Origin of the sequence: Sandarakinorhabdus cyanobacteriorum, assembly GCF_002251755.1 — a bacterium.
In the GTDB taxonomy this organism is placed as follows: domain Bacteria; phylum Pseudomonadota; class Alphaproteobacteria; order Sphingomonadales; family Sphingomonadaceae; genus Sandarakinorhabdus; species Sandarakinorhabdus cyanobacteriorum.
Genome location: NZ_NOXT01000081.1, coordinates 1 through 20,370 on the forward strand (window position 1 = coordinate 1; position 20,370 = coordinate 20,370).

Sequence of the window (20,370 nt, forward strand, 5' to 3'; positions counted from 1 at the left end):
CCAGCGCCTGTCTCAGCGCCGGGTTTTTCAACACAATCAGGGCGAAACCAGACACCCCAGACTCAGCCACACCCCCAACCCCTCCCGCAAGCGGGATGGGAGCGCATCCTCACCCCACAATCGCCTTGCGCACCTCAGCAGACCCCCAGTCCAGCGTGCCCGACACCCGCCAGATCTCCTTGCCGTTCTCGTCATAAAGGATCGTCACCGGCAGCCCGCGCGCCTTCACTGCCTCGGCAAAGCTGCCCGGCTGGTCCAGCCCGGTCTCGATGTTCTGGAACTTGTTCTTGCCCCAGAACTTGTCCACCGCCTGCCAGCCTTCCATGTCCTGCGAAATCGGCAGCACCATCACCGGCACCTCGCCGGCCAGCTTGTCGAGCGCCGGCATCTCGGCGATGCACGGCGCGCACCAGGTCGCCCACAGGTTGACCAGCATCTTCATGCCCTGGTGATCGGCCAGCTTCTGCTTGGTGCCGCCCTTCATTTCCCAGGTCACGGCGGCCGGGCCGGGTTCGCCGGCGTGGCTGCGGTCGATGGTGTTGATCGGCACCTCCTTGGGCTTGGCCGGCGTGGCCGCCTGGGCCGGTGCGTCCGTCGCGGCGGGCTGGGCCTGGTTGCAGGCGGCGAGCATGAGGGCGGCAGCAAGCGGCAGGAGGGTGCGCATCGGTTCAATCCTCGATAGGTCACCGCCCGGATAAACAGCCCAGTGGCGGGCGGCAAGCGGCTGTGGCACTGCATCCCAAGGCAGAAGAAGGGGCAGGGGCATGACAGTCTCGCGGCGGGATGCGTTGAAACTGGCAGCGATGGGCGGCGCGGTTGGTTGCGGGCTGGGCGGCAATGCCCTATCGGCGACCACCATGACCAATGTGGATGAAACCATGGCTGCCACCCCGGCCGGCGCGCCGGCGGCCAACAGCCTGTGGGGCGGCCGCTTCGGCGGTGGCCCGTCGGCGATCATGCAGCAGATCAACGCCTCCATCGGCGTGGACAAGCGGCTGTGGCGCCAGGATATCCAGGGCAGCCGCGCCCATGTCGCCATGCTGGGCAAGCAGGGCATCATTTCCGCCGAAGACGTCGCCGCGATCGACAAGGGGCTGCAGCAGATCGCCCAGGAATATGCCGACGGCAAGCTGGTCGAGAATCTCGCGCTGGAGGATATCCACCTCCATGTCGAAACCCGTCTGAAGGAAATCATCGGCCCCGCTGCCGGCCGGCTGCACACCGCGCGCAGCCGCAACGACCAGGTGGCGGTGGATTTCCGCCTTTGGGTCAAGGCCGCCTGCGACGAAGCCGATGCCGCGCTGAAGGCCCTGATCGGTGCCCTGTTGAAGCGCGCCGAGGAGCATGCCGACACCATCATGCCCGGCTTCACCCATCTGCAGGTGGCGCAGCCGGTGACGCTGGGCCACCATCTGATGGCCTATGTCGAAATGCTCAGCCGTGATCGCAGCCGCTTTGCCGATGCCAAGGCCCGGATGGACGAATGCCCGCTGGGCGCCGCCGCACTGGCCGGCACCAGCTTCCCGATCGATCGCCAGATGACGGCCGCCGCGCTGGGCTTTGCCAAGGGCCCCACGCGCAACAGCCTGGACTCAGTGTCGGATCGCGATTTCGCTCTGGAATATCTCAGCGCGACCCACATGACCGGCCTGCACCTTTCGCGCCTGGCCGAGGAAATCATCATCTGGGCCAGCCAGCCCTATGGCTTCATCACCCTGCCCGATGCCTGGTCCACCGGCAGCAGCATCATGCCGCAAAAGCGCAACCCCGATGCCGCCGAACTGGTGCGCGCCAAGGCCGGCGAATTCCTCGCCGCCTTCACCCGCCTGTCGGTGGTGATGAAAGGCCTGCCGCTCGCCTATTCCAAGGACATGCAGGACGACAAGTCCACCGTGTTTGCCGCGTTCGATGATCTGGGCCTGTGTCTCGCCAGCATGACCGGCATGGTGGAGACGCTGACCTTCAACAAGGCCAAGATGCGCGCCGCGGCCAATTCGGGCTTTTCCACCGCCACCGATCTGGCCGACTGGCTGGTGCGGGTGGCCAATGTGCCGTTCCGCGAAGCGCACGAGATCACCGGCAAGTGCGTAAAGGCCGCCGAAGCGAAGGGCACCGATCTCAATGGCCTGACCGATGCCGAGTTGAAGGCCATCGATGCCCGCATCACCAGGGCGGTGCGCGATGTGCTGTCGGTGGAAGCCAGCGTTGCCAGCCGCACCAGCTTTGGCGGCACGGCGCCGGCCAATGTGCGCGCTGCGATTGCGGCGGCGCGGGCCCGGCTGTGAGGCGGGCGCTCCTCATCGCGGCGTTGCTGCTGGCCGGTTGCGGCAAGCAGGGCGCGCTGGAGCCCAAGGCCGGCCGGCCCGCGCCGCAACGCGGCGAAACCCAGGTGCGCGCCTCCAAGCCGCAGGAAATGCTGAAGCTTGATCCACAAGCGGTGCCGCAGCGCGTGGACGACAACCAGGGCCCGCTGCCCGAACGCGGCAACGATCCGTTCAATCTGCCCCCACCCAAGTAAGGCCAAGCCATGGACCATTTCCAGATCCGGGACGGCGTGATGCACGCCGAGGATGTGAACCTGGCGGCGCTGGCCAAACAGGTGGGCACGCCCTTCTATTGCTACAGCAGCGCCACGATGGAGCGGCACTTCACCGTGTTCCGTGATGCCGTGGCCGGCCTGGGCGATGGCAATCCGCTGGTCGCCTTTGCCGTGAAGGCCAATCCCAACCTCGCCGTGCTGGCCACGCTGGCGCGGCTGGGCGCCGGCGCCGATGTCGTGTCGGGCGGCGAACTCGCCCGTGCGCTGGCCGCCGGCATGCCGGCCAGCCGCATCGTGTTTTCGGGCGTGGGCAAGACCCGCGCCGAACTGGCTGCCGGGGTTGAGGCCGGCATCCTGCAGTTCAATGTCGAATCCGAAGCCGAGATCGACATGCTGGCCGAAGTGGCAGCCGCGAAAGGCGCCACGGTCGAAATCGCCATCCGCATCAACCCGGCGGTGGACCCCAAGACGCACGGCAAGATCAGCACCGGTGGCGCCGATGCCAAGTTCGGCATCCCGTGGGAACGGCTGCCGGCCGCCTTTGCCCAGGCTGCTGCCCATCCCAACCTGCGGCCCGTCGGCCTCGCCGCCCACATCGGCAGCCAGCTGACCAAGCTGGAACCGGTGGAAGATGCCATCCGCAAGCTGGGCGATCTCGCCCGCCAGCTCGAAGCCGCCGGCCACCAGATCAAGCGCATCGATGTTGGCGGCGGGCTGGGCGTGCCCTATCGCCGCGATCAGGCGCCGCCGCCCAGCCCGGCCGATTATGCCGCCATGGTGGCGCGCGCCACCGAAGGCTGGCCTTGGCGGCTGATGTTCGAACCCGGCCGCATGATCGTTGGCAACGCCGGCGTGCTGGTTTCAGAAGTCATCCTCACCAAGGAAGGCGCATCCAAGCATTTCATCGTGGTCGATGCCGCGATGAACGATCTCTTGCGCCCCTCGCTCTACAACGCCTGGCACGACATCCTGGCCGTCCACCCCAAGACGGCGCGCACCAGGGCGACCGTGGTGGGCCCGATCTGCGAAACCGGCGACACCTTCGCCGAAGACCGCGAGATGGAGGATGTGGCCGCCGGTGATCTCGTCGCCTTCATGACCGCCGGCGCCTATGGTGCCACCATGGCCAGCACCTACAACTCGCGGCCGCTGGTGCCGGAAGTGATGGTGAAGGGCGCCGAATGGGCCATCGTCTCCCAACGCAACCAGCCTGCGGCCATGCTGGCGCTGGATGCCAAGGCCCCGTGGCTCTGAACGCCCCTCCGCCTCGCGTTGCTCGGCACCTCCCCAAACAAGTTTGGGGAGGATCATGCTACCCAGTTCCTCCCCAAACTTGTTTGGGGAGGTGGCGCCGCAGGCGACGGAGGGGCTCGGCATGACCGCCCCCGCCAGCCGCATCCTCGCCGCCAGCCTCGTCGGCACGGCGGTCGAATTCTATGATTTCTACATCTATGCCACCGCCGCCGCGCTGGTGTTCGGGCCGCTGTTCTTCCCGTCCGAACACGCCCAGGCGCAATTGCTCCTGAGCTTCGCCAGCTTTGCCGTCGCCTTCATCGCCCGGCCGATCGGTGCGCTGGTGTTCGGCCATTATGGTGACCGGCTGGGCCGCAAATCCACGTTGGTGGCCTCGCTGCTGCTGATGGGCGGCTCCACCTTCGCCATCACCTTCCTGCCGCCCTATGCCGCCATCGGCGTCGCTGCCCCAGCAATCTTGTGCCTGCTGCGTTTTGGTCAGGGCTTTGGCCTGGGCGGCGAATGGGGCGGTGCGGCGCTGCTGGCGGTGGAAAACGCGCCGCCGGGCTGGCGCGCGCGTTATGGCATGTTCCCGCAACTGGGCGCGCCGGTGGGCTTCATCGCCGCCAATGGCCTGTTCCTCGCCCTGGGCCTGTGGCTGGATGACGGCCAGTTCCTCGAATGGGGCTGGCGGTTGCCGTTTGCCGGATCGATCCTGCTGGTCGGCATCGGCCTGTGGGTGCGGCTGACCATCCTGGAAACCCCGGCCTTTGCCGCCATGCTCGCCCATGAAAAGCCGCCGGCCGTGCCGCTCGCCGAACTGGTGCGCCACCACGGCCGCGAAACCATTTGCGGCGTGGCGGCGGCCGTCACCTGCTTTGCCATCTTCTATATCGCCACCGCCTTCGCCCTGGGCTTTGGCACCACGCAACTGGGCTATGCCCGCGGCGATTTCCTGCAACTGCAACTGGGCGCCATCCTGTTCCTCGCTGTCGGCATCATCGCCGCCGGATGGCTCAGTGATCGCACCAGCCCGGCCAGGGTGCTCATTCTGGGCAGCCTTGCCACCATTGCCGTGGGGGCCGCCATGGGCCCGCTGATGCAGGGCGGCACCGCCGGCGTCTTTGCCTTCCTGTCGCTCAGCCTGTTTGTCATGGGTTTTGTTTATGGCCCGCTGGGTGCCTTCCTGCCCGGCCTGTTCCCGGCGCGGGTGCGCTACACCGGGGCCAGCGTTGCCTTCAACCTGGGCGGCATCATCGGCGGCGGCCTCACCCCGGTGATCGGCCAGGCGCTCACCGCCCAATATGGCATTGGCGCGGTCGGCTGGTATCTCGGCGGCGCCGCGCTGATGTCAGTGATAGGCTTGGCGCTCTTGCCCAAGGGGGCAGCGCACGAGTAGCCTTGGCGGATGATGATCCGCACCCTGCTCCTCGCCACGGCCCTCGCTGTTCCGGCGCTGGCCTCACCCGAAACCGATCGCTGGGCCGCGCGCCGCGCCGCCGTCACCATCACCCGCGATGATTTCGGCATCCCGCACATCAAGGGCAAGACCGATGCCGACGCCGTGTTCGGCATGATCCACGCCCAGGCGGAGGATGATTTCAACCGGGTCGAGACCAATTTCATCAACGCGATGGGCCGGCTGGCCGAGGCCGAGGGCGAAAGCGCTATCTGGCGCGACCTGCGGATGAAGCTGTTCATCGATCCGGCCGAACTGCAGGCGCAATACAAGACCGCGCCCGGCTGGCTGAAGACGTTGTGCACCGCCTGGGCCGATGCGCTGAACCATTATCTGGCGACGCATCCCCAGGTGAAACCGCGAGTCATCACCCATTTCGAACCCTGGATGGCGCTGTCCTTCTCCGAAGGCAGCATCGGCGGTGACATCGAAAGCATCAACCTCGGCCGGCTGGAGGCCTTCTACACCGGCCAGGCGCCCAAGCTGTCCGCACTCGAGCTTGGCACCGAGCTGGCCGAACCCGCCGGCTCCAACGGCATGGCGCTGGCCCCCAGCCGCAGCACCGGTGGCGATGCGCTGCTGCTGATCAATCCGCACACCAGCTTCTATTTCCGCTCCGAAGCCAAGGTGGAAAGCGACGAGGGCCTTGATGCCTATGGCGCCAGCACCTGGGGCCAGTTCTTCGTTTATCAGGGCTTCAACCGCCATGTCGGCTGGATGCACACCAGCTCCGGCGTCGACAATATCGACGAATTCGCCCTGACCGTCGAAAAGAAGAATGGTCGTTGGCATTATCTGCACGGCACCAGCTGGAGACCGCTGGCCGAAAAGACCATCACCATCCCCTACAAGGCCGCCGATGGCAGCATGAAGACGCGGGTGTTCACCACCTGGCGCTCGCACCACGGCCCGGTGATCCGCAGCGAGAACGGGAAGTGGATTGCCATCGCCCTGATGCACCGGCCGGTCGCGGCGCTGGAACAAAGCTTCCTGCGCACCAAGACAAGCGATCTGGCATCCTATCTCAAGGTCGCCTCGCGCCGGGCCAATTCGTCGAACGCGACGCTGTTTGCCAGCGACAAGGGCGAGATCGCCTATCTCCACCCACAGTTCGTGCCGATCCGCGACAATCGCTTTGACTGGAAAAAGCCGGTCGACGGCAGCGATCCGGCCACCGACTGGCAGGGGGAACACAGCCTTGACCAGCTGCCGTCAGTGGCCAATCCGAAATCCGGCTTTGTCTTCAACGTCAACAACTGGCCGTGGACGGCGGCTGGGCCCGACAGCCCGAAACAGGCGGCCTTCCCGACCTATATGGATTCGGCCGGCGAAAATCCGCGCGGTCCCAACGCGCTGCGTCTCTTGAGCGGGGACCGCAAGTTCGATCTCGATGGCCTGATCGCCACCGCCTATGATCCCTTCCTGCAGGGCTTTGCCGACACGATCCCTGGCCTAGTGAAGGCCTGGGATGCGCTGCCTGCCGACGCGCAAAAGGATCGGCTGGCCGCCCCGATCGCCACGCTGAAGGCCTGGGATTATCGCACCGGCGCTGCCTCCACCGCCACCAGCCTCGCGGTGTTCTGGGGCGACGAGATGATCAGGCGCTTCGGCCCGGTCGCGCGGCTGGATGAGGAAGCGATCGTGCCCTATCTCGCCGGCCCCAAGGTGCCGGATGCCGCCCGGCTTGCCGCGCTCGATGCCGCCGTCGCCCGCCTCGCCGGCGATTTCGGCGGCTGGGATGTGCCCTGGGGCCACATCAACCGCTTTCAGCGCCTCACCGGCAATATCGTGCAGTCCTATGACGACAAGCTGCCGTCCGTTGCAGTGCCGTTTGCCAGCGGCAACTGGGGCAGCCTCGCCAGCTTTGGTTCAAGGCCGGAGGCCGGAACGAAGCGCTGGTATGGCAGCTATGGCAACAGCTTTGTCGCCGTCGTCCGCTTCGGCAAGGACGGGCCAGAAGCCCGCGCCGTCCACGCCGGCGGCATCAATAGCAACCCCGCCAGCCCCCACTTCCGCGACCAGGCCGAACGCTACGCCACCCACAATTTCCGTCCCGTCTATTTCACCGACGCGCAGTTGCAGGGGCATGTGGAGAAGAGCTACCGGCCGGGGGAGTGAGGCCAACCGCACTCACTTGGCCGGCGGCACCGGATCATTGGCCACCCGCTCCACCAGCGCATAGAAAAACCGGTTGAAATCGCGCGCCGCATCAACGTCCAGCGGCGTCGTCATGTCATCCTGCGGACGGTGATAACGGCGCTGGTACCAGTCCCGGTAAATCCGTTCCTCCTCCGTGCGCGGGTCATAGGCGAAGATGAAGTTCACCGCCGGGATGCCTGCCTCCATGAACGGCCATGAATCGACCCGCCGGATCAGGTTGCGTTCGGGCTCCTGATCGCGGCGCACCTGGATCTTCAGGCTCTCCGCCACCGATTTCGCCGTGTCGGCCAAGCTGTTCTGCCCCAGCCCGTGCAGGGTCAGCGCCCTCAGCGGGAACAGCGGCCGCAGCTGATCGAGATTGATGACGCCGGCCACCTGCTCCTTGGGTACGGTGGGGTGCTGCAACCACCAGCGCGCGCCAAGCAGGCCCTTCTCCTCCGCCGTCCACACCGCAAACAGGATCTGCCGGGCATAGCCCTTGCCCTTCCGCCGCTCTGCCAATTGCGCCAGCAGCGCCACATAGGCCGCGTCATCCAGGGCGCCATTGTACAGCCTGTCGCCGTTCACCGGCTCGCCAAAGCCATAGCCATCGATATGGGCGCCAAGCAGCAACGCCTCACCGGCTTTGCTCTTGTCGGTGCCGGGCAGACGCGCGATCAGCTGTTCGGATGCAAAGCGCCGGGTCGCAATGCTCAGGCTGGCTTCAAACCGGCCGGGCACGTCGAAACTGTCCAGATCGCGATGATAAGTGCCTTCGGTGAGGATCGTCGATGCCAGCCGCCCGGTGCCCGCGATCAGCGCGGCCAGCGCCGTGCCGTTGACACGGAACAGCGGCAGGCCGCTTGGCAGGGCCGCGCCATCATGCGCCACGCTGCGGGCATAGGCATCGGGCCAACGCGGAGGCTCGATGGTGAAGCCGACATCATCGATCATCAGCATGGCGGTCGCACCCGCCGCTGCCACCGCTGCCATCCGTTCGGCTGCGCCCGCCCGCCCGGCACGGCGGCTGCCGAAACAGATGGCGATCTTGCCCTTGAGCTCCGGCCCGGCCTCAGCCTTGCTGCAATAGCCGGCAAAGCGCATCGGCCCCGCCAGGGTCGCCGGCAGATCGGTGGCGGCGCGCGGGGTGATCTCGTGCAGGAAGCGCAGCGGCACTACGCTGCCATCGGGCTGCACCACCCGCATCGTCGCCGCTGTCACCGCCACTTCATGCAGCGGCACCGTCTGGCGAAATGTGCCGCCCGTCCCCGCCGGTTGCAGCTTCGCCGCCTTGAACCAGCGTTCCACCAGATCGATGGCGCGGGCGTGGCCGGGGCTGCCGGCATCGCGGCCCTCCATGGCATCGCTCGACAATTCAGCTGTGCGGGCCGCCCAAGTGCGCGTGTCGGCGTCCGGCTTGGCGAGCAAGGGCGTGGCAATCAGGGCAAAGAGCAGCAGGAAATGGCGCATCGCGGCAGTAGAGACCGGCGGCGCGCGAAACTCAATCCTCGCCAAACTTGTCCAGCACCAGGCCGGCCAGCTTGGCCACCGCCTCTTCGGCCTGGGCGCCGGTGGCGCGGATGTCGATTTCATCGCCCATCGCAGCCGCAAGCATCATCAGGCCCATGATCGAGGTGCCGGTCACCTCCGATCCGTCGTGGCTCACCACCACCTCGGCATCAAAGCTGGAGGCCAGGGTGACGAACTTGGCGCTGGCCCGTGCGTGCAGGCCGCGCCGGTTGGTGATCGGAACCCGAACCGGTCCGGCCGCCCCGCTCAAGCCGCTTCGCCCAGCATGCGGCTGGCCACCGCGATATATTTGCGCCCGGCATCCTGCGCTGCCTGCACCGCGGCTTCCACATTGGCGGTCTTGCGCACGCTGGCCAGCTTGATCAGCATCGGCAGGTTCACCCCGGCGATCACCTCCACCTGGGGGCCCAGCAACGAGATGGCAAGGTTCGAAGGCGTACCACCGAACATGTCTGTCAGGATGATGACGCCGCGATTGCCGCTTTCGCTGTTGCAGGCCTTCACCGCCGCGGCGATGTCGGCACGCCGCAGCTCCATGTCATCCTCGGCTGCAATACAGATGGTTTCCACGCACGGCTGTGGGCCGACGACATGTTCCATCGCCGCCTTGAACTCCACGGCAAGATTGCCGTGCGTCACCAATACCAACCCGATCATCGGTTGCTGGCCTCACCCGCTTTGCCCGAGTCTGTCAATGGGGCGCCTGCCACCACCGCCGCATCACCTGCCTGTTTTGCGATATCCCGGTGCACCAGCGCCACGGTTTGCCCGGCATCGGCAAGGCGCGCTGCCAGCGCCCGCGCCACGGCCACGCTGCGGTGCCGGCCGCCGGTGCAGCCGATGGCAATGGTGAGATAGGATTTCCCCTCCCGCGCATAACCGGGCAGCAGGCTGCGGATCAGATCGTCGATCCGGTCCAACGTGCCGGCATACAGAGGATCGGCGGCCACATATTCGGCCACCGCAGCATCCTCGCCTGTCAGCGGCCGCAGCGCCGCATCCCAGTGCGGATTGGCCAGAAAGCGCATGTCGAACACCAGGTCGGCCTCGCGCGGCAGGCCCGCGGCAAAGCCAAAGCTCATCATCGTCACCGTCAGCCCCGGCGAAAAGCCGCCGCCAAACCGTTCCGTCACCTTGACGCGCAGCTCCGTCACCGAAAGATCGCTGGAATCGATCACGAGGTCGGCGCTGCGCTTCAATCCGCCCAGCAGGTCGCGTTCGGCCCTGATGCCATCAATTGCCGGCCGGTCGAGGGCCAGTGGGTGGCGCCGCCGGGTTTCGGAAAAGCGCCGGATCAGCACATCATCGGCGCATTCCAGATACAACAGCCGCACGTCGCGCCCGGCATCGCGCAGCGCTGCGACCCGCGCGCCCAGCGCCTTGGCGTCAAAGGCACGGGTGCGGCTGTCCAGCCCCAGCGCGATCGGCCGCGGCGCTGCGGCGGCCAGCAGGCCATCCAGCAGGCTCAAGGGCAGATTGTCGACCACTTCGTGCCCGGCATCTTCCAGCGCTTTCAGCACGGTTGATTTGCCGGCGCCCGACAGGCCCGTGACGATCAATATCGGTTGCACCGGCAAAATGCTGCCACCAAGGCCATGATTTGCCAAGGCCCGGCCCGCGCGTTCCACCGCCGATTCGCCAAAGGGATCGAAGCCGAACAGCGGCACCGACACACCGTGAAAGCCGATCCAGTCCGCCTCCGGCAGCCGGGCCGGCGCCCGGCCAAGATCAAGCGCCAGCGCCACCATGGCGCCGTGGGTCGGTTCCGGCACGATGCCAACGCCGCGCACTTCGATCAGGCCGGCCAGCCGCGCCGGGGCACTGGCAAGCAGCCGCTCGCCCTCGCGGGTCAGCACCACACGATCGTCGGCCACCAGTTGCCAGCCGGCGGCCACCAGCCGCAGCGCCAGATCCGATTTTCCGCTGCCAGCCGGGCCCAGCAGCAGCACGGCACGGCCATCGCGGGCCACCGCCGTGGCGTGGATCGTGGGCGCTGCTGTCATCAGGCCACCGGCAGTCCAACGCGGAACAGGGCACCACCGGCGGGGGCGTCATCCACCCTGATGCTGCCCCCATGCGCAGCCACGATGGCCCCGGCGATGGACAGGCCCAGGCCGGAATGGCGGCCAAAATCCTCGTTGGCCGGACGCTCGGAATAAAATCGCCGGAAGATATCAGCCCGGTTAGCGGGTGGAACGCCGGGCCCTTCGTCGGCCACCGTCACCTCCACCGCGTCACCGGCCCGCACCAGCCCCAGTGTCACCCGCCCGCCAGCGGGCGAAAAGCTGATGGCATTGTCGATCAGATTGCGCAGCACCTGGGCAAGCCGGCCGGCATCCCCTTCGATGGCCGGCAACCCGGCGCGGGGCGGCGGATCCAGTTCCACCGTCACGCCGCGCGGCAGGCCGGCAATGGCATAGGCCTTCACCAGGCCGCTGCACAGCCGCGCCAGATCAACCGGCTGGAACCCGGTGCGCGACAGTTCGGCATCAAGCCGGCTGGCATCGGCAATGTCGGTGATCAGCCGATCAATGCGGGCAACATCATCGCGGATCACCGCCAGCAACTGGCTGCGCAAATCGGGCTGATCCACCCGTTCCAGCACCTCCACCGCCGATCGCAGGGATGCGAGGGGGTTTTTCAACTCGTGCGCCACATCGGCGGCAAAGCTTTCGGTCGCGTCAATCTGGCCGCGCAGCGCAATCGACATGTCGGAAATGGCGCGGGCCAGTGCGCCGATCTCGTCGCGCCGATCGGGCAGGCGCGGCACCACCACCTCGCGGCGGCGACCCAACCGCACCCGGTGTGCGGCCACCGCCAGCAGGCGCAACGGCCGCACGATGGTACGGGCCAGAAACACCGACAGGAACAAGGTGAGCGCGGTGACCGACAGCAGCAACCAGCCCGACGTCAGACGCTCCCGCCGCAACAGCTCGGCCAGATCTTCGGCCGAATCGATCAGCAGCACCGCCTGGCCACCGGCCAGCGGCGCCGCAGCCGAAACGATCAAGGTGCCATCCCGCGCGCGCCGCAGATCGGTGACGGGCGCGCCCTGCCGCACGGCGCGGGCGATTTCCGGCCAAATGGCGGCGCGGTCCACGGCCGGCTCGGCATAGGCCGGCAGGTCGCGAAAACCCAGAACCGCATCCAGCACCCGATCGATGGTCTTGGCCGCCGCCCGGCGCCAGCCATAGGCGGTCGGGTCTTCCACCACGAAGCGGGGGTTTCGCGGGCTCTGCCAATTGTCGGCCAGGCGGGCGCCGTCCTCGCCGTACAGGCGCAGCCGCGCGCCACGCGCCAGCCCCATTCTGGCCAGTGCCGAGCCGCGCTGGCCGCTGGGCCGGTCATCCAGCAACTGCGCCACGGCCATCGCCTCATTGGCCAGCGCGTCGCTGCGTTCGGCCAGCAGCCGGTATCGCACATTGTCGAGATAGAGCAGCATGATCGCCAGCACGATCACCGCCACCACGTTCACCGCAAAGATGCGGGCCCGCAAGCTGCCAAAGCCCAGGTTGCGGCGCCATTCCTGCACCGCTTCCTCGGCGCGGCTATTCCTCGTTGAAACGGTAACCGACGCCATACAGCGTCTCGATCGCCTTGAACTGATGGTCAACCACCCGGAATTTCTTGCGCAGCCGCTTGATATGGCTGTCGATGGTGCGATCATCGACATAGACGTCGTGGGAATAGGCCGCATCCATCAGCTGGTCACGCGATTTGACGAAGCCGGGCCGGCTGGCCAGCGTTTCCAGAATCATGAACTCGGTCACCGTCAACGCCACGTCGCCGCGCCGGCCGTCGCCGCCATCCCAGAACACGCGGTGCCGGGCCGGATCCATGGTCAGCCGCCCGCGCACGATGGGCTCGGCAGCCGGCTGATCGGATTGTTCCTCGGCGGCGCGGCGGTTGGCGGTGCGGCGCAATACGGCACGGATGCGTTCGATCAGCAGGCGCTGGCTGAACGGCTTGCCGATATAATCGTCGGCGCCCATGGCCAGGCCCAGCGCCTCGTCGATCTCGGTGTCCTTGCTGGTCAGGAAGATCACCGGCACCTGCACCTTCTCGCGCAGGCGGCGCAGCACCTCCATCCCGTCCATGCGCGGCATCTTGATGTCCAGCACCACCAGATCGGGCTGATTCTCGAGCAGCGCCTTCAACGCGCTGTCGCCATCGGAATAAAGCCGCACGGCAAAGCCCTCGGCCTGAAGCGCAATCGACACCGAGGTGAGGATGTTGCGGTCATCATCCACCAGGGCGATCGTCGGGGCGGGCGGCGCGGTGCTGTCCATCGTCCGCCTATGTGGAACGCGCACGGGCCGCTGGCAAGGGGTGCTCCCCCGTCCGTTGCATGGCTGCCCTGTCCGAAAGGAAGGCATCGGGACTTTTGACGAATACGTATGCGTGGGTTATGCCGCTGCCCAGAACCGGGGGTGGGGCTGTGGGGGCCCTGATCAAGGAGAACTGCCGTGCCGTCGACCGTGATTTCCAGCCACAGCCTTGCTGCCCAGGGCTATGAAACGCCTGCCAACCTGCACTGGAATCTGCTCACCGGCGCCCTGGTCGAACTGGCCGTGCAGCGCGGCGAAGGCCTGCTGTCGGAACATGGCGCGCTGGTGGTGAAAACCGGCAAGCACACCGGCCGTTCCGCCAACGACAAGTTCATCGTGCGCGATGCCGCCACCGAGGGCACCATCTGGTGGGACAAGAACAAGAGCATCACGCCCGAACAGTTCGCTGCCATCAAGGCCGATTTCCAGACGGCGCTGAAGGGCAAGGCCGATCTGTTCGTGCAGGATCTCTATGGCGGCAGCCAGCCCGAACACCGGGTCAAGGTGCGTGTCATCACCGAATATGCCTGGCACAGCCTGTTCATCCGCACTCTGCTGGTGCGCCCTGAACTGGCTGATCTGGCCGATTTCGTGGCCGAATACACCATCATCGATCTGCCCAGCTTCAAGGCCGATCCGGCCCGCCACGGCTGCCGCAGCGAAACCGTGGTGGCGGTCGATTTCGAAGGCAAGACCGTGCTGATCGGCGGCACTGCCTATGCCGGCGAAATGAAGAAGTCGGTTTTCTCCATCCTCAACTATCTGCTGCCGCAAACCGGCGTGATGCCGATGCACTGCTCCGCCAACATCGGCCCCAACGGCGATACCGCCATCTTCTTCGGCCTGTCCGGCACCGGCAAGACAACGCTGTCGGCCGATGCCAGCCGCACGCTGATCGGCGATGATGAACATGGCTGGTCCGACACGGCGGTCTTCAATTTCGAAGGCGGCTGCTATGCCAAGATGATCCGCCTCTCGGCCGATGCCGAGCCGGAAATCTATGCCACCACCCGCCGTTTTGGCACGGTGCTGGAAAATGTCGTCATCGATCCGGTCACCCGCAAGATCGACCTTGATGACAACAGCCTCGCGGAAAACAGCCGCGGCTCCTATCCGATCGAGTTCATTCCCAACGCCTCGGCCGACAATATGGGCCCGGTGCCGCGCAACATCATCATGCTCACCGCCGACGCCTTCGGCATCCTGCCGCCGATTGCCAAGCTGACGGCGGATCAGGCCATGTACCATTTCCTCTCGGGCTACACCGCCCGCGTCGCCGGGACCGAAATCGGCGTCACCGAACCCGATGCCACCTTCTCCACCTGCTTTGGCGCGCCCTTCATGCCGCGCCACCCGTCGGTCTATGGCAATCTGCTGAAGGAACGCATCGGCAAGGGCAATGTCGATGTTTGGCTGGTCAACACCGGCTGGACCGGCGGCAGCGCGACGGCCGGTGGCCACCGCATGCCGATCAAGGCCACCCGCGCCCTGCTCAACGCTGCGCTGGATGGCAGCCTGAACAGCGCCGAATTCCGCATCGATGAGAATTTCGGTTTTGCCGTGCCGGTGAGCGTGCCGGGCGTTGATCCCACCATCCTCAACCCGCGCGACACCTGGGCCGACAAGGCCGCCTATGACGCGCAGGCGAAGAAGCTGGTCGGCATGTTCATCGCCAACTTCGCCCAGTTCGAAGCCCATGTCGATCAGGGCGTGCGCGAATCGGCACCAAAGGCCGCCTGAACGCCGCGAATTCGCATCATTCATCATGTGGCCAATGCGCCACATGATGAATGATTTGTTCGAAAAGCCGCGCGCCTGCGGCATTTGCCCTGTTGAACCGCCCGCAGCCCCCGGCAAGAACGGCGCGTCGATGAATTACAAAGGGGGCAAATGACCGTGTTCAACAAGACGATGCTTCTGCTTGCCAGTTCGGTGCTGGCCGGCTCGCTGGCCAGCGTGGTGCAGGCCCAGGAAAAGGCCGCCGCCGCCGATCACCACGGTTGATGCTGCGGCCCTGCGCGCGCTGGGCAACAGCGATCCCACCGCCACCCTGCGCCAGATCCCGGCGCTGCTCGCCTCGGGCACCGTGGCCGATTTCCTCGAGCGCGGCGGCGGCGGTGTCGGCCAGGCCACGCTGAACCTGGGCCAGTTGGGCGACAACCGCACGCTGGTGCTGGTCGACGGCTATCGCCATGTTGCCGGCGTGGCTGGACGCCAGACGGTTGACGTCGCCACCATCCCCAACGCCCTCATCGAGCGCGTCGATGTGCTCACCGGCGGCGCCTCGGCCGTCTATGGCGCCGATGCCGTCACCGGCGTCGTCAACTATGTGCTGAAAAAGGATTTCCAGGGCCTCAACCTGAATGCCCAATTCGGCATTTCCGATTTTGGCGACAGCCAGACCTATCGGCTTGAAGGCACCTGGGGCACCAATTTTGCCGATGGCCGCGGCAACATCACCTTCTCCGCCGGCTACACCAAGGACGAGGAAATCCTGTTCTCGGCCCGGCCCTTCACCGCCAACAATGGCCGCGGCAACAACAGCACCACCTACAACAACCCGCTGAAGCGCTTCCAGAAGGGTGACATCGTGGCCGCCACGATGCCGAGCTTCGCCAATTATTATCGCGTTGGCGGTCCTGGCCCGCGCACCAGCCGCATCAGCTTCGGCCCGCTGATCCCGACGGCTGCGCAGGCCGCCACCCTGTTCCCCGGCGTCACCCTCACCGCCGCCGAACAGGCGCTGATCGCCCGCGCCGCTGGCGCCCCCACCCTGGTGATCGGGGCCCAGCCGGCGTTTGGCATTTCGTCCAATGCCGGTCTGATCTTCCGCGCCGATTTCGCGCGCTTCACCACCGATCTCAACAACAACGGTATCGCCGATTGCAACGAATCCTATGTCGGCTGGACCGGCTTTGGCGGTGGCGGCTGCTATATCTCCACGCCCGGCGGCGGCGTGCGCATCTTCCAGGATGGCATCATCTCCACCAGCCAGAACCAGTTTGGCGGCGATGGCGCCCCGGAACGCGTCAACGCCCAGTCGCTGATCCCTGGTTCGGAACGCATCTACTTCAATTTCCGTGGAAATTATGAAGTCTCGCCGGCCGCGGAACTGTTCGTCGACGCCAAATACACCCGCAACAGCGCGATCAGCCGCAGCGCCTACAACAGCTTTTACGACACGCTGCTGATCACGCCCGACAACCCGTTCATCCCGGCCGCGCTGCAGGCCGAAGCCAATGCGGCCGGCGGTCTGCGTGTCTCGCGCGACATGACCGATCTGGGCGATGGCATCAGCCGGGCGCGCCGCGAAACCTATCGCATCGTGGCCGGCGTGCGCGGCGAGGTCACCCCGCACCTCAACTATGAACTGGTTGGCAACTGGGGCCGCACCGACAACAGCACCACCTTTGAAAACGCCGTCCTGTATGATCGGCTGTTCGCCGCCATCGATGTGGTGCGTGGCCCCAATGGCCAACCGGTGTGCCGCGTCTCCACCGGCAGCACCACGCCGCACCCGGGCTCCGAAACCTTCCCGCTGATCGCGCCTGGCTTCTTCACCTTCCGTCCCGGCGACGGCACCTGCGTGCCGGCCAACATCCTTGCCGGTGCCAACAGCATCAGCGCCGCTGCGGCCGACTGGATCACCGCGCCGACCACCAACCGGTTCCGCCTCGAGCAGACGGTGCTCACCGCGCTGATCACCGGTGATACCGGCGGTTTCCTCAACCTGCCGGGCGGTGCCGTGCAATTTGCCCTTGGTGCGGAATATCGCAAGGAACTGTCCCGCTCCACCTTTGATCCGCTCGTTCTTGGCATCATTCCGCAAACCGGCCCGGCCAACATCGTTGGCCGCTTCATTGGCGATGTCGAACCCACCAACCAGTCGCTGATCTTCGATCCCACCAACCGCACCAACAATGCCGGTGGCAGCTTCGACGTGAAGGAAGTGTTCGGCGAAGTGAAGCTGCCGATCCTGAAGGACACGCCCTTCTTCCACGAGCTCAGCCTGGGCGCTGCCGGCCGCTATGCCGATTATTCCACCGTCGGCGGCGCCTTCACCTGGAACGTCAACGGCACCTGGGCCCCGATCACGGACATCAGGTTCCGCGGCACCTATGCCCGCGCGATCCGCGCGCCCAACATCACCGAATTGTTCGATCCGGCGCAGGGCACCACCTTCCGCCCGTCTGATCCCTGCGATCTGGCGCTGCGGTCGGCCAATCCCAACCGCAACGCCAACTGCCTTGCCGCCGCGACGGCGCTGGGCATTGCCAATCCATCCACCTTCCTGGCCACCTACAGCGATCCGCTGACCGGCCGGTTCGGCGGCACCATCAGCGGCAACCCCAATCTGCAGGAAGAAACCGCCACCACCTTCACGGTGGGCACGGTGATTCAGCCAAGCTTTGTGCCTGGCCTGTCGCTCAGCGCGGATTATTACTCGATCAAGATCACCAACGCGATCCAGGCGCTGACAGCGCAGAACATCGTGGACACCTGCTACGACAACACCCAGTTCCCCAACAGCTTCTGCGGCCTGTTCGATCGCATCGGACCAACGGCTCCGGGCAACACGGCGGCCAACCAACCCAATCTGTTCGGTTTCCGCACGATGCACCAAACCCAGCTGAACTTTGCCAAGATCGAAACCGCCGGTGTCGATTTCTCGGTGAACTACCGCTTCACCCTGTGGGACGAGAATAATTTCAGCCTGGGCCTGAACGGCAACTGGACCAAGCAGGTCAACCGCTTCTTCGATCCGACCAACCTCAACAACGTCAACCCGGCGCTGCGCGAATTGTCGGTGCCGGAATGGTCGGGGGTCGGCTCGATCAACTACAACCGTGGCGCATTCAGCTTTGGCTATAATGTGCAGTATATCCAGTCCACCGCCGTGGCTGGCGCCATCCAGATCGAAACCATCGATACGCAATTTGGTGCCGCCGGTTTCGCGCCGGATTACTGGATCCACAACGTCAATTTCAACGTCGACATTGTTGATGACCGGTTCAGCGTCTATGGCGGCATCAACAATCTCACCAACGCTGCGCCCTATCTGTCGTCCTCGGCCTATCCGGTCTCGGGCGTGGGCCGCTTCTACTTCCTCGGCATCCGCGCCAAACTCTGACGCGATCCCCAACCCAAACGCGAAAGGGCGACCCCTGCGGGCCGCCCTTTTTCGTTGCGAGCCACCGCTACCCCTGGCAGCCTGGCGGCATGAAACGCGCCTGGTTTGATGCAGACAGCGAAATCATGGCCAAGCTGGCGCCCAATCGTGTGCTGGGCGATCTGGCCGAGGCGACCCAATTCCCGGCGGAACTGTCCCAAATCGCGGCCTGGCGCTTCACCATCACCCATCTGCAGCAACTTGCCGCCGCCCTCCCCGGCGGCCATGTCTTCATGGAATTCGCCATTCCGCGCGTGGGCCGGCGGGCCGATGCCGTGCTGGTGATTGGCCCATTGATCCTCGTGCTCGAATACAAGCTCGGCGAGCGCGGCTTTGCCCGCCACGCCATCGAGCAGGTGCATGCCTATGCGCTTGATCTGAAGAATTTCCACGTCTCCAGCCACGACAAGGCGATTGTTCCCATCCTGATCGCCAGCGACGCGCCGCCGCAACAATTGGGCCTGGGCTTCTGGGCGGCCGACAAGGTGCATGATCCCATCTGCCTCAGCCCCGGCGATGTGCTGCCCACCGTCCAGCGGCTGCTCGCCAGCGGCGATGGCGCCGCCATCGATGCCAATGCCTGGGCCAATGGCGCCTATCGCCCCACCCCCAGCATCATCGAAGCGGCCGAGGCGCTCTATGCCGGACATGATGTGAAGGAGATTTCTCGCTCAGGCGCCGATGCGCAAAACCTGACGCAAACCGCCAACGCCATCGCCGACGTAGTGGCCCGTATGCGCCGCCAGGGCGGCAAGGCCATTTGCTTCGTCACCGGCGTGCCAGGCGCCGGCAAGACGCTGGCCGGCCTCAACCTCGCCTGCCAGCGTGATCCCGATCACCCAGACGAGCATTCCGTCTTCCTCTCCGGCAACGGCCCGCTGGTGCAGGTGCTGCAGGAAGCGCTGCGCCGCGATGGCAAGCGCGCGCATGGCACACCCGATCTGCCGGAAGCCCGCCTGCTGCAGGCGCGAGAGCCCAACGCCTTCATCCAGAATGTCCATCATTTCCGCGATGAATATCTGCCGGCTGACCGCCTTCCCTCCGAACATGTGGTGATCTTCGACGAAGCCCAGCGCGCCTGGGACCGCGCGATGACCAGCGACTTCATGCGCCGCAAGAAGGGCCAGCCCGGTTTTGACCAATCCGAACCCGCCTTCCTGCTGTCGGTGATGGACCGGCGACCGGATTGGTGTGTCGTGGTCTGCCTGATTGGCGAAGGCCAGGAAATCAACCGCGGCGAAGCCGGCGTGGCGGAATGGCTGCACGCCTTGCAAGCCGATCTGCGCCATTGGCAGCTGTTCCTGCCGCCACATCTTGTGGCCGAAGACGGCCCGCTCGACGGCGCCTTGCGCTGGCATCTGCAACAGCGTGGCGCCGTGGTTGATGCCGGCCTTCACCTTGCCGTCTCCGTGCGCTCCTTCCGCGCAGACCGCGTGTCCGCCTTTGTCGCCGCACTGCTGGGCGAAGACCCCGCCGCCGCACGGTCACTGCGGCCCGACCCTGGCCAGTTTCCCATCAACTTCACCCGCGATCTCGCCGCCGCCCGCCAGTGGCTGCGCCGCCAGCGCCGCGCCGGTGAGCGCGCCGGCCTGCTCGCCAGTTCCAACGCCCTGCGGCTGAAGCCCGAAGGCCTGCATGTGAAGGCGCCGCTCGATGTCTGCCACTGGTTCCTCGGCGGCAATGACGATGTCCGCGCCTCCAACGCGCTGGAGGATGCCGCCACCGAGTTTGCCGTGCAGGGCCTGGAGCTCGACTGGACCGGGGTGGCCTGGGATCTCAATCTCCAGCGCACCGCCACCGGCTGGCAGGCCCGCCAGTTCAAGGGCACGAAATGGCAGCAGATCAGTGCCACCGAGTCCGGGCTTGGCCGTGCCGATTATGTGAGGAACGCCTATCGCGTGCTGCTCACCCGGGCGCGCCAGGGCATGGTGATCTGGGCACCTCCATTAACTCAGCTGAGCACCGCGCCGGA

15 protein-coding genes are annotated in these 20,370 nt (G+C 65.9%); 8 read left to right on the forward strand and 7 right to left on the reverse strand.

What is annotated here, in order from left to right; translation table 11 throughout:
• Positions 1-109 precede the first annotated feature (109 nt).
• Positions 110-664 carry a TlpA family protein disulfide reductase gene (locus tag CHU93_RS17460; protein WP_165768584.1) on the reverse strand — a complete coding sequence of 185 codons (555 nt, stop codon included), beginning with the start codon at positions 662-664 and terminating at the stop codon, positions 110-112.
• 193 nt (positions 665-857) lie between these two features.
• On the opposite strand from CHU93_RS17460, the gene argH reads away from it, so the two are divergent.
• The 5 genes from argH (at position 858) to CHU93_RS03650 (ending at position 7,349) form a co-directional block, all read left to right on the forward strand.
• Positions 858-2,285: an argininosuccinate lyase gene (argH, locus tag CHU93_RS03630; protein WP_423825889.1), complete on the forward strand. Its 1,428-nt coding sequence runs from the start codon at positions 858-860 to the stop codon at positions 2,283-2,285.
• Complete coding sequence (locus CHU93_RS03635; protein ID WP_094472801.1) at positions 2,282-2,518, forward strand: hypothetical protein; 237 nt, start codon at positions 2,282-2,284, stop codon at positions 2,516-2,518. Before argH ends, CHU93_RS03635 begins: the two co-directional genes overlap by 4 nt.
• A 9-nt stretch (positions 2,519-2,527) precedes the next feature.
• On the forward strand, positions 2,528-3,793 hold the full coding sequence (gene lysA / locus CHU93_RS03640; RefSeq protein ID WP_094472802.1) for a diaminopimelate decarboxylase: 1,266 nt from the start codon (positions 2,528-2,530) through the stop codon (positions 3,791-3,793).
• A 121-nt stretch (positions 3,794-3,914) separates the two neighbouring features.
• A complete protein-coding gene (locus CHU93_RS03645; protein WP_094472810.1) occupies positions 3,915-5,171 on the forward strand; it encodes an MFS transporter in 1,257 nt (418 codons plus the stop codon).
• 9 nt (positions 5,172-5,180) lie between these two features.
• Positions 5,181-7,349, forward strand: coding sequence for a penicillin acylase family protein (locus CHU93_RS03650; protein WP_207759207.1), 2,169 nt, complete (start codon positions 5,181-5,183; stop codon positions 7,347-7,349).
• A 12-nt stretch (positions 7,350-7,361) separates the two neighbouring features.
• Here CHU93_RS03650 and CHU93_RS03655 read toward each other — a convergent pair whose 3' ends face one another.
• Genes CHU93_RS03655 through CHU93_RS03680 form a run of 6 tightly spaced genes read right to left on the reverse strand, consistent with a single transcriptional unit; the run spans position 7,362 to position 13,189 of the window.
• A complete protein-coding gene (locus CHU93_RS03655) occupies positions 7,362-8,840 on the reverse strand; it encodes a M28 family peptidase (protein WP_094472803.1) in 1,479 nt (492 codons plus the stop codon).
• Between the two features lie 31 nt (positions 8,841-8,871).
• Entirely contained in the window at positions 8,872-9,150 is a 279-nt protein-coding gene (locus CHU93_RS03660; RefSeq protein ID WP_086115520.1) for an HPr family phosphocarrier protein, read from the reverse strand.
• Positions 9,147-9,557 carry a PTS sugar transporter subunit IIA gene (locus tag CHU93_RS03665; protein WP_086115519.1) on the reverse strand — a complete coding sequence of 137 codons (411 nt, stop codon included), beginning with the start codon at positions 9,555-9,557 and terminating at the stop codon, positions 9,147-9,149. The genes CHU93_RS03660 and CHU93_RS03665 overlap by 4 nt, the downstream gene beginning before the upstream one ends.
• On the reverse strand, positions 9,554-10,903 hold the full coding sequence (gene rapZ, locus CHU93_RS03670; RefSeq protein WP_094472804.1) for an RNase adapter RapZ: 1,350 nt from the start codon (positions 10,901-10,903) through the stop codon (positions 9,554-9,556). The genes CHU93_RS03665 and rapZ overlap by 4 nt, the downstream gene beginning before the upstream one ends.
• Positions 10,903-12,432 carry a sensor histidine kinase gene (locus tag CHU93_RS03675; protein ID WP_165768585.1) on the reverse strand — a complete coding sequence of 510 codons (1,530 nt, stop codon included), beginning with the start codon at positions 12,430-12,432 and terminating at the stop codon, positions 10,903-10,905. Before CHU93_RS03675 ends, rapZ begins: the two co-directional genes overlap by 1 nt.
• 16 nt (positions 12,433-12,448) lie before the next feature.
• Positions 12,449-13,189, reverse strand: a complete 741-nt coding sequence (locus CHU93_RS03680) for a response regulator transcription factor (protein ID WP_086115516.1) — start codon at positions 13,187-13,189, stop codon at positions 12,449-12,451.
• 177 nt (positions 13,190-13,366) lie between these two features.
• Between CHU93_RS03680 and CHU93_RS03685 the strand changes: the two genes are divergently transcribed.
• The 3 genes from CHU93_RS03685 to CHU93_RS03695 form a co-directional block, all read left to right on the forward strand.
• Entirely contained in the window at positions 13,367-14,968 is a 1,602-nt protein-coding gene (locus tag CHU93_RS03685) for a phosphoenolpyruvate carboxykinase (RefSeq protein ID WP_094472806.1), read from the forward strand.
• Between the two features lie 283 nt (positions 14,969-15,251).
• Positions 15,252-18,359, forward strand: a complete 3,108-nt coding sequence (locus CHU93_RS03690; RefSeq protein ID WP_243375175.1) for a TonB-dependent receptor domain-containing protein — start codon at positions 15,252-15,254, stop codon at positions 18,357-18,359.
• 89 nt (positions 18,360-18,448) lie between these two features.
• The coding region (locus CHU93_RS03695; protein ID WP_094472808.1) for a DUF2075 domain-containing protein at positions 18,449-20,370 on the forward strand (1,922 nt) is incomplete at its 3' end.

Bases quoted from the DNA above. Each gene is read 5' to 3' on its own strand.
- argH (WP_423825889.1), top strand. From the start codon at position 858: ATGACCAATGTGGATGAAACCATGGCTGCCACCCCGGCCGGCGCGCCG.
- CHU93_RS03650 (WP_207759207.1), top strand. From the start codon at position 5,181: ATGATGATCCGCACCCTGCTCCTCGCCACGGCCCTCGCTGTTCCGGCG.
- CHU93_RS03645 (WP_094472810.1), top strand. From the start codon at position 3,915: ATGACCGCCCCCGCCAGCCGCATCCTCGCCGCCAGCCTCGTCGGCACG.
- CHU93_RS17460 (WP_165768584.1), bottom strand. From the start codon at position 664: ATGCGCACCCTCCTGCCGCTTGCTGCCGCCCTCATGCTCGCCGCCTGC.
- rapZ (WP_094472804.1), bottom strand. From the start codon at position 10,903: ATGACAGCAGCGCCCACGATCCACGCCACGGCGGTGGCCCGCGATGGC.
- CHU93_RS03665 (WP_086115519.1), bottom strand. From the start codon at position 9,557: ATGATCGGGTTGGTATTGGTGACGCACGGCAATCTTGCCGTGGAGTTC.
- lysA (WP_094472802.1), top strand. From the start codon at position 2,528: ATGGACCATTTCCAGATCCGGGACGGCGTGATGCACGCCGAGGATGTG.
- CHU93_RS03655 (WP_094472803.1), bottom strand. From the start codon at position 8,840: ATGCGCCATTTCCTGCTGCTCTTTGCCCTGATTGCCACGCCCTTGCTC.
- CHU93_RS03680 (WP_086115516.1), bottom strand. From the start codon at position 13,189: ATGGACAGCACCGCGCCGCCCGCCCCGACGATCGCCCTGGTGGATGAT.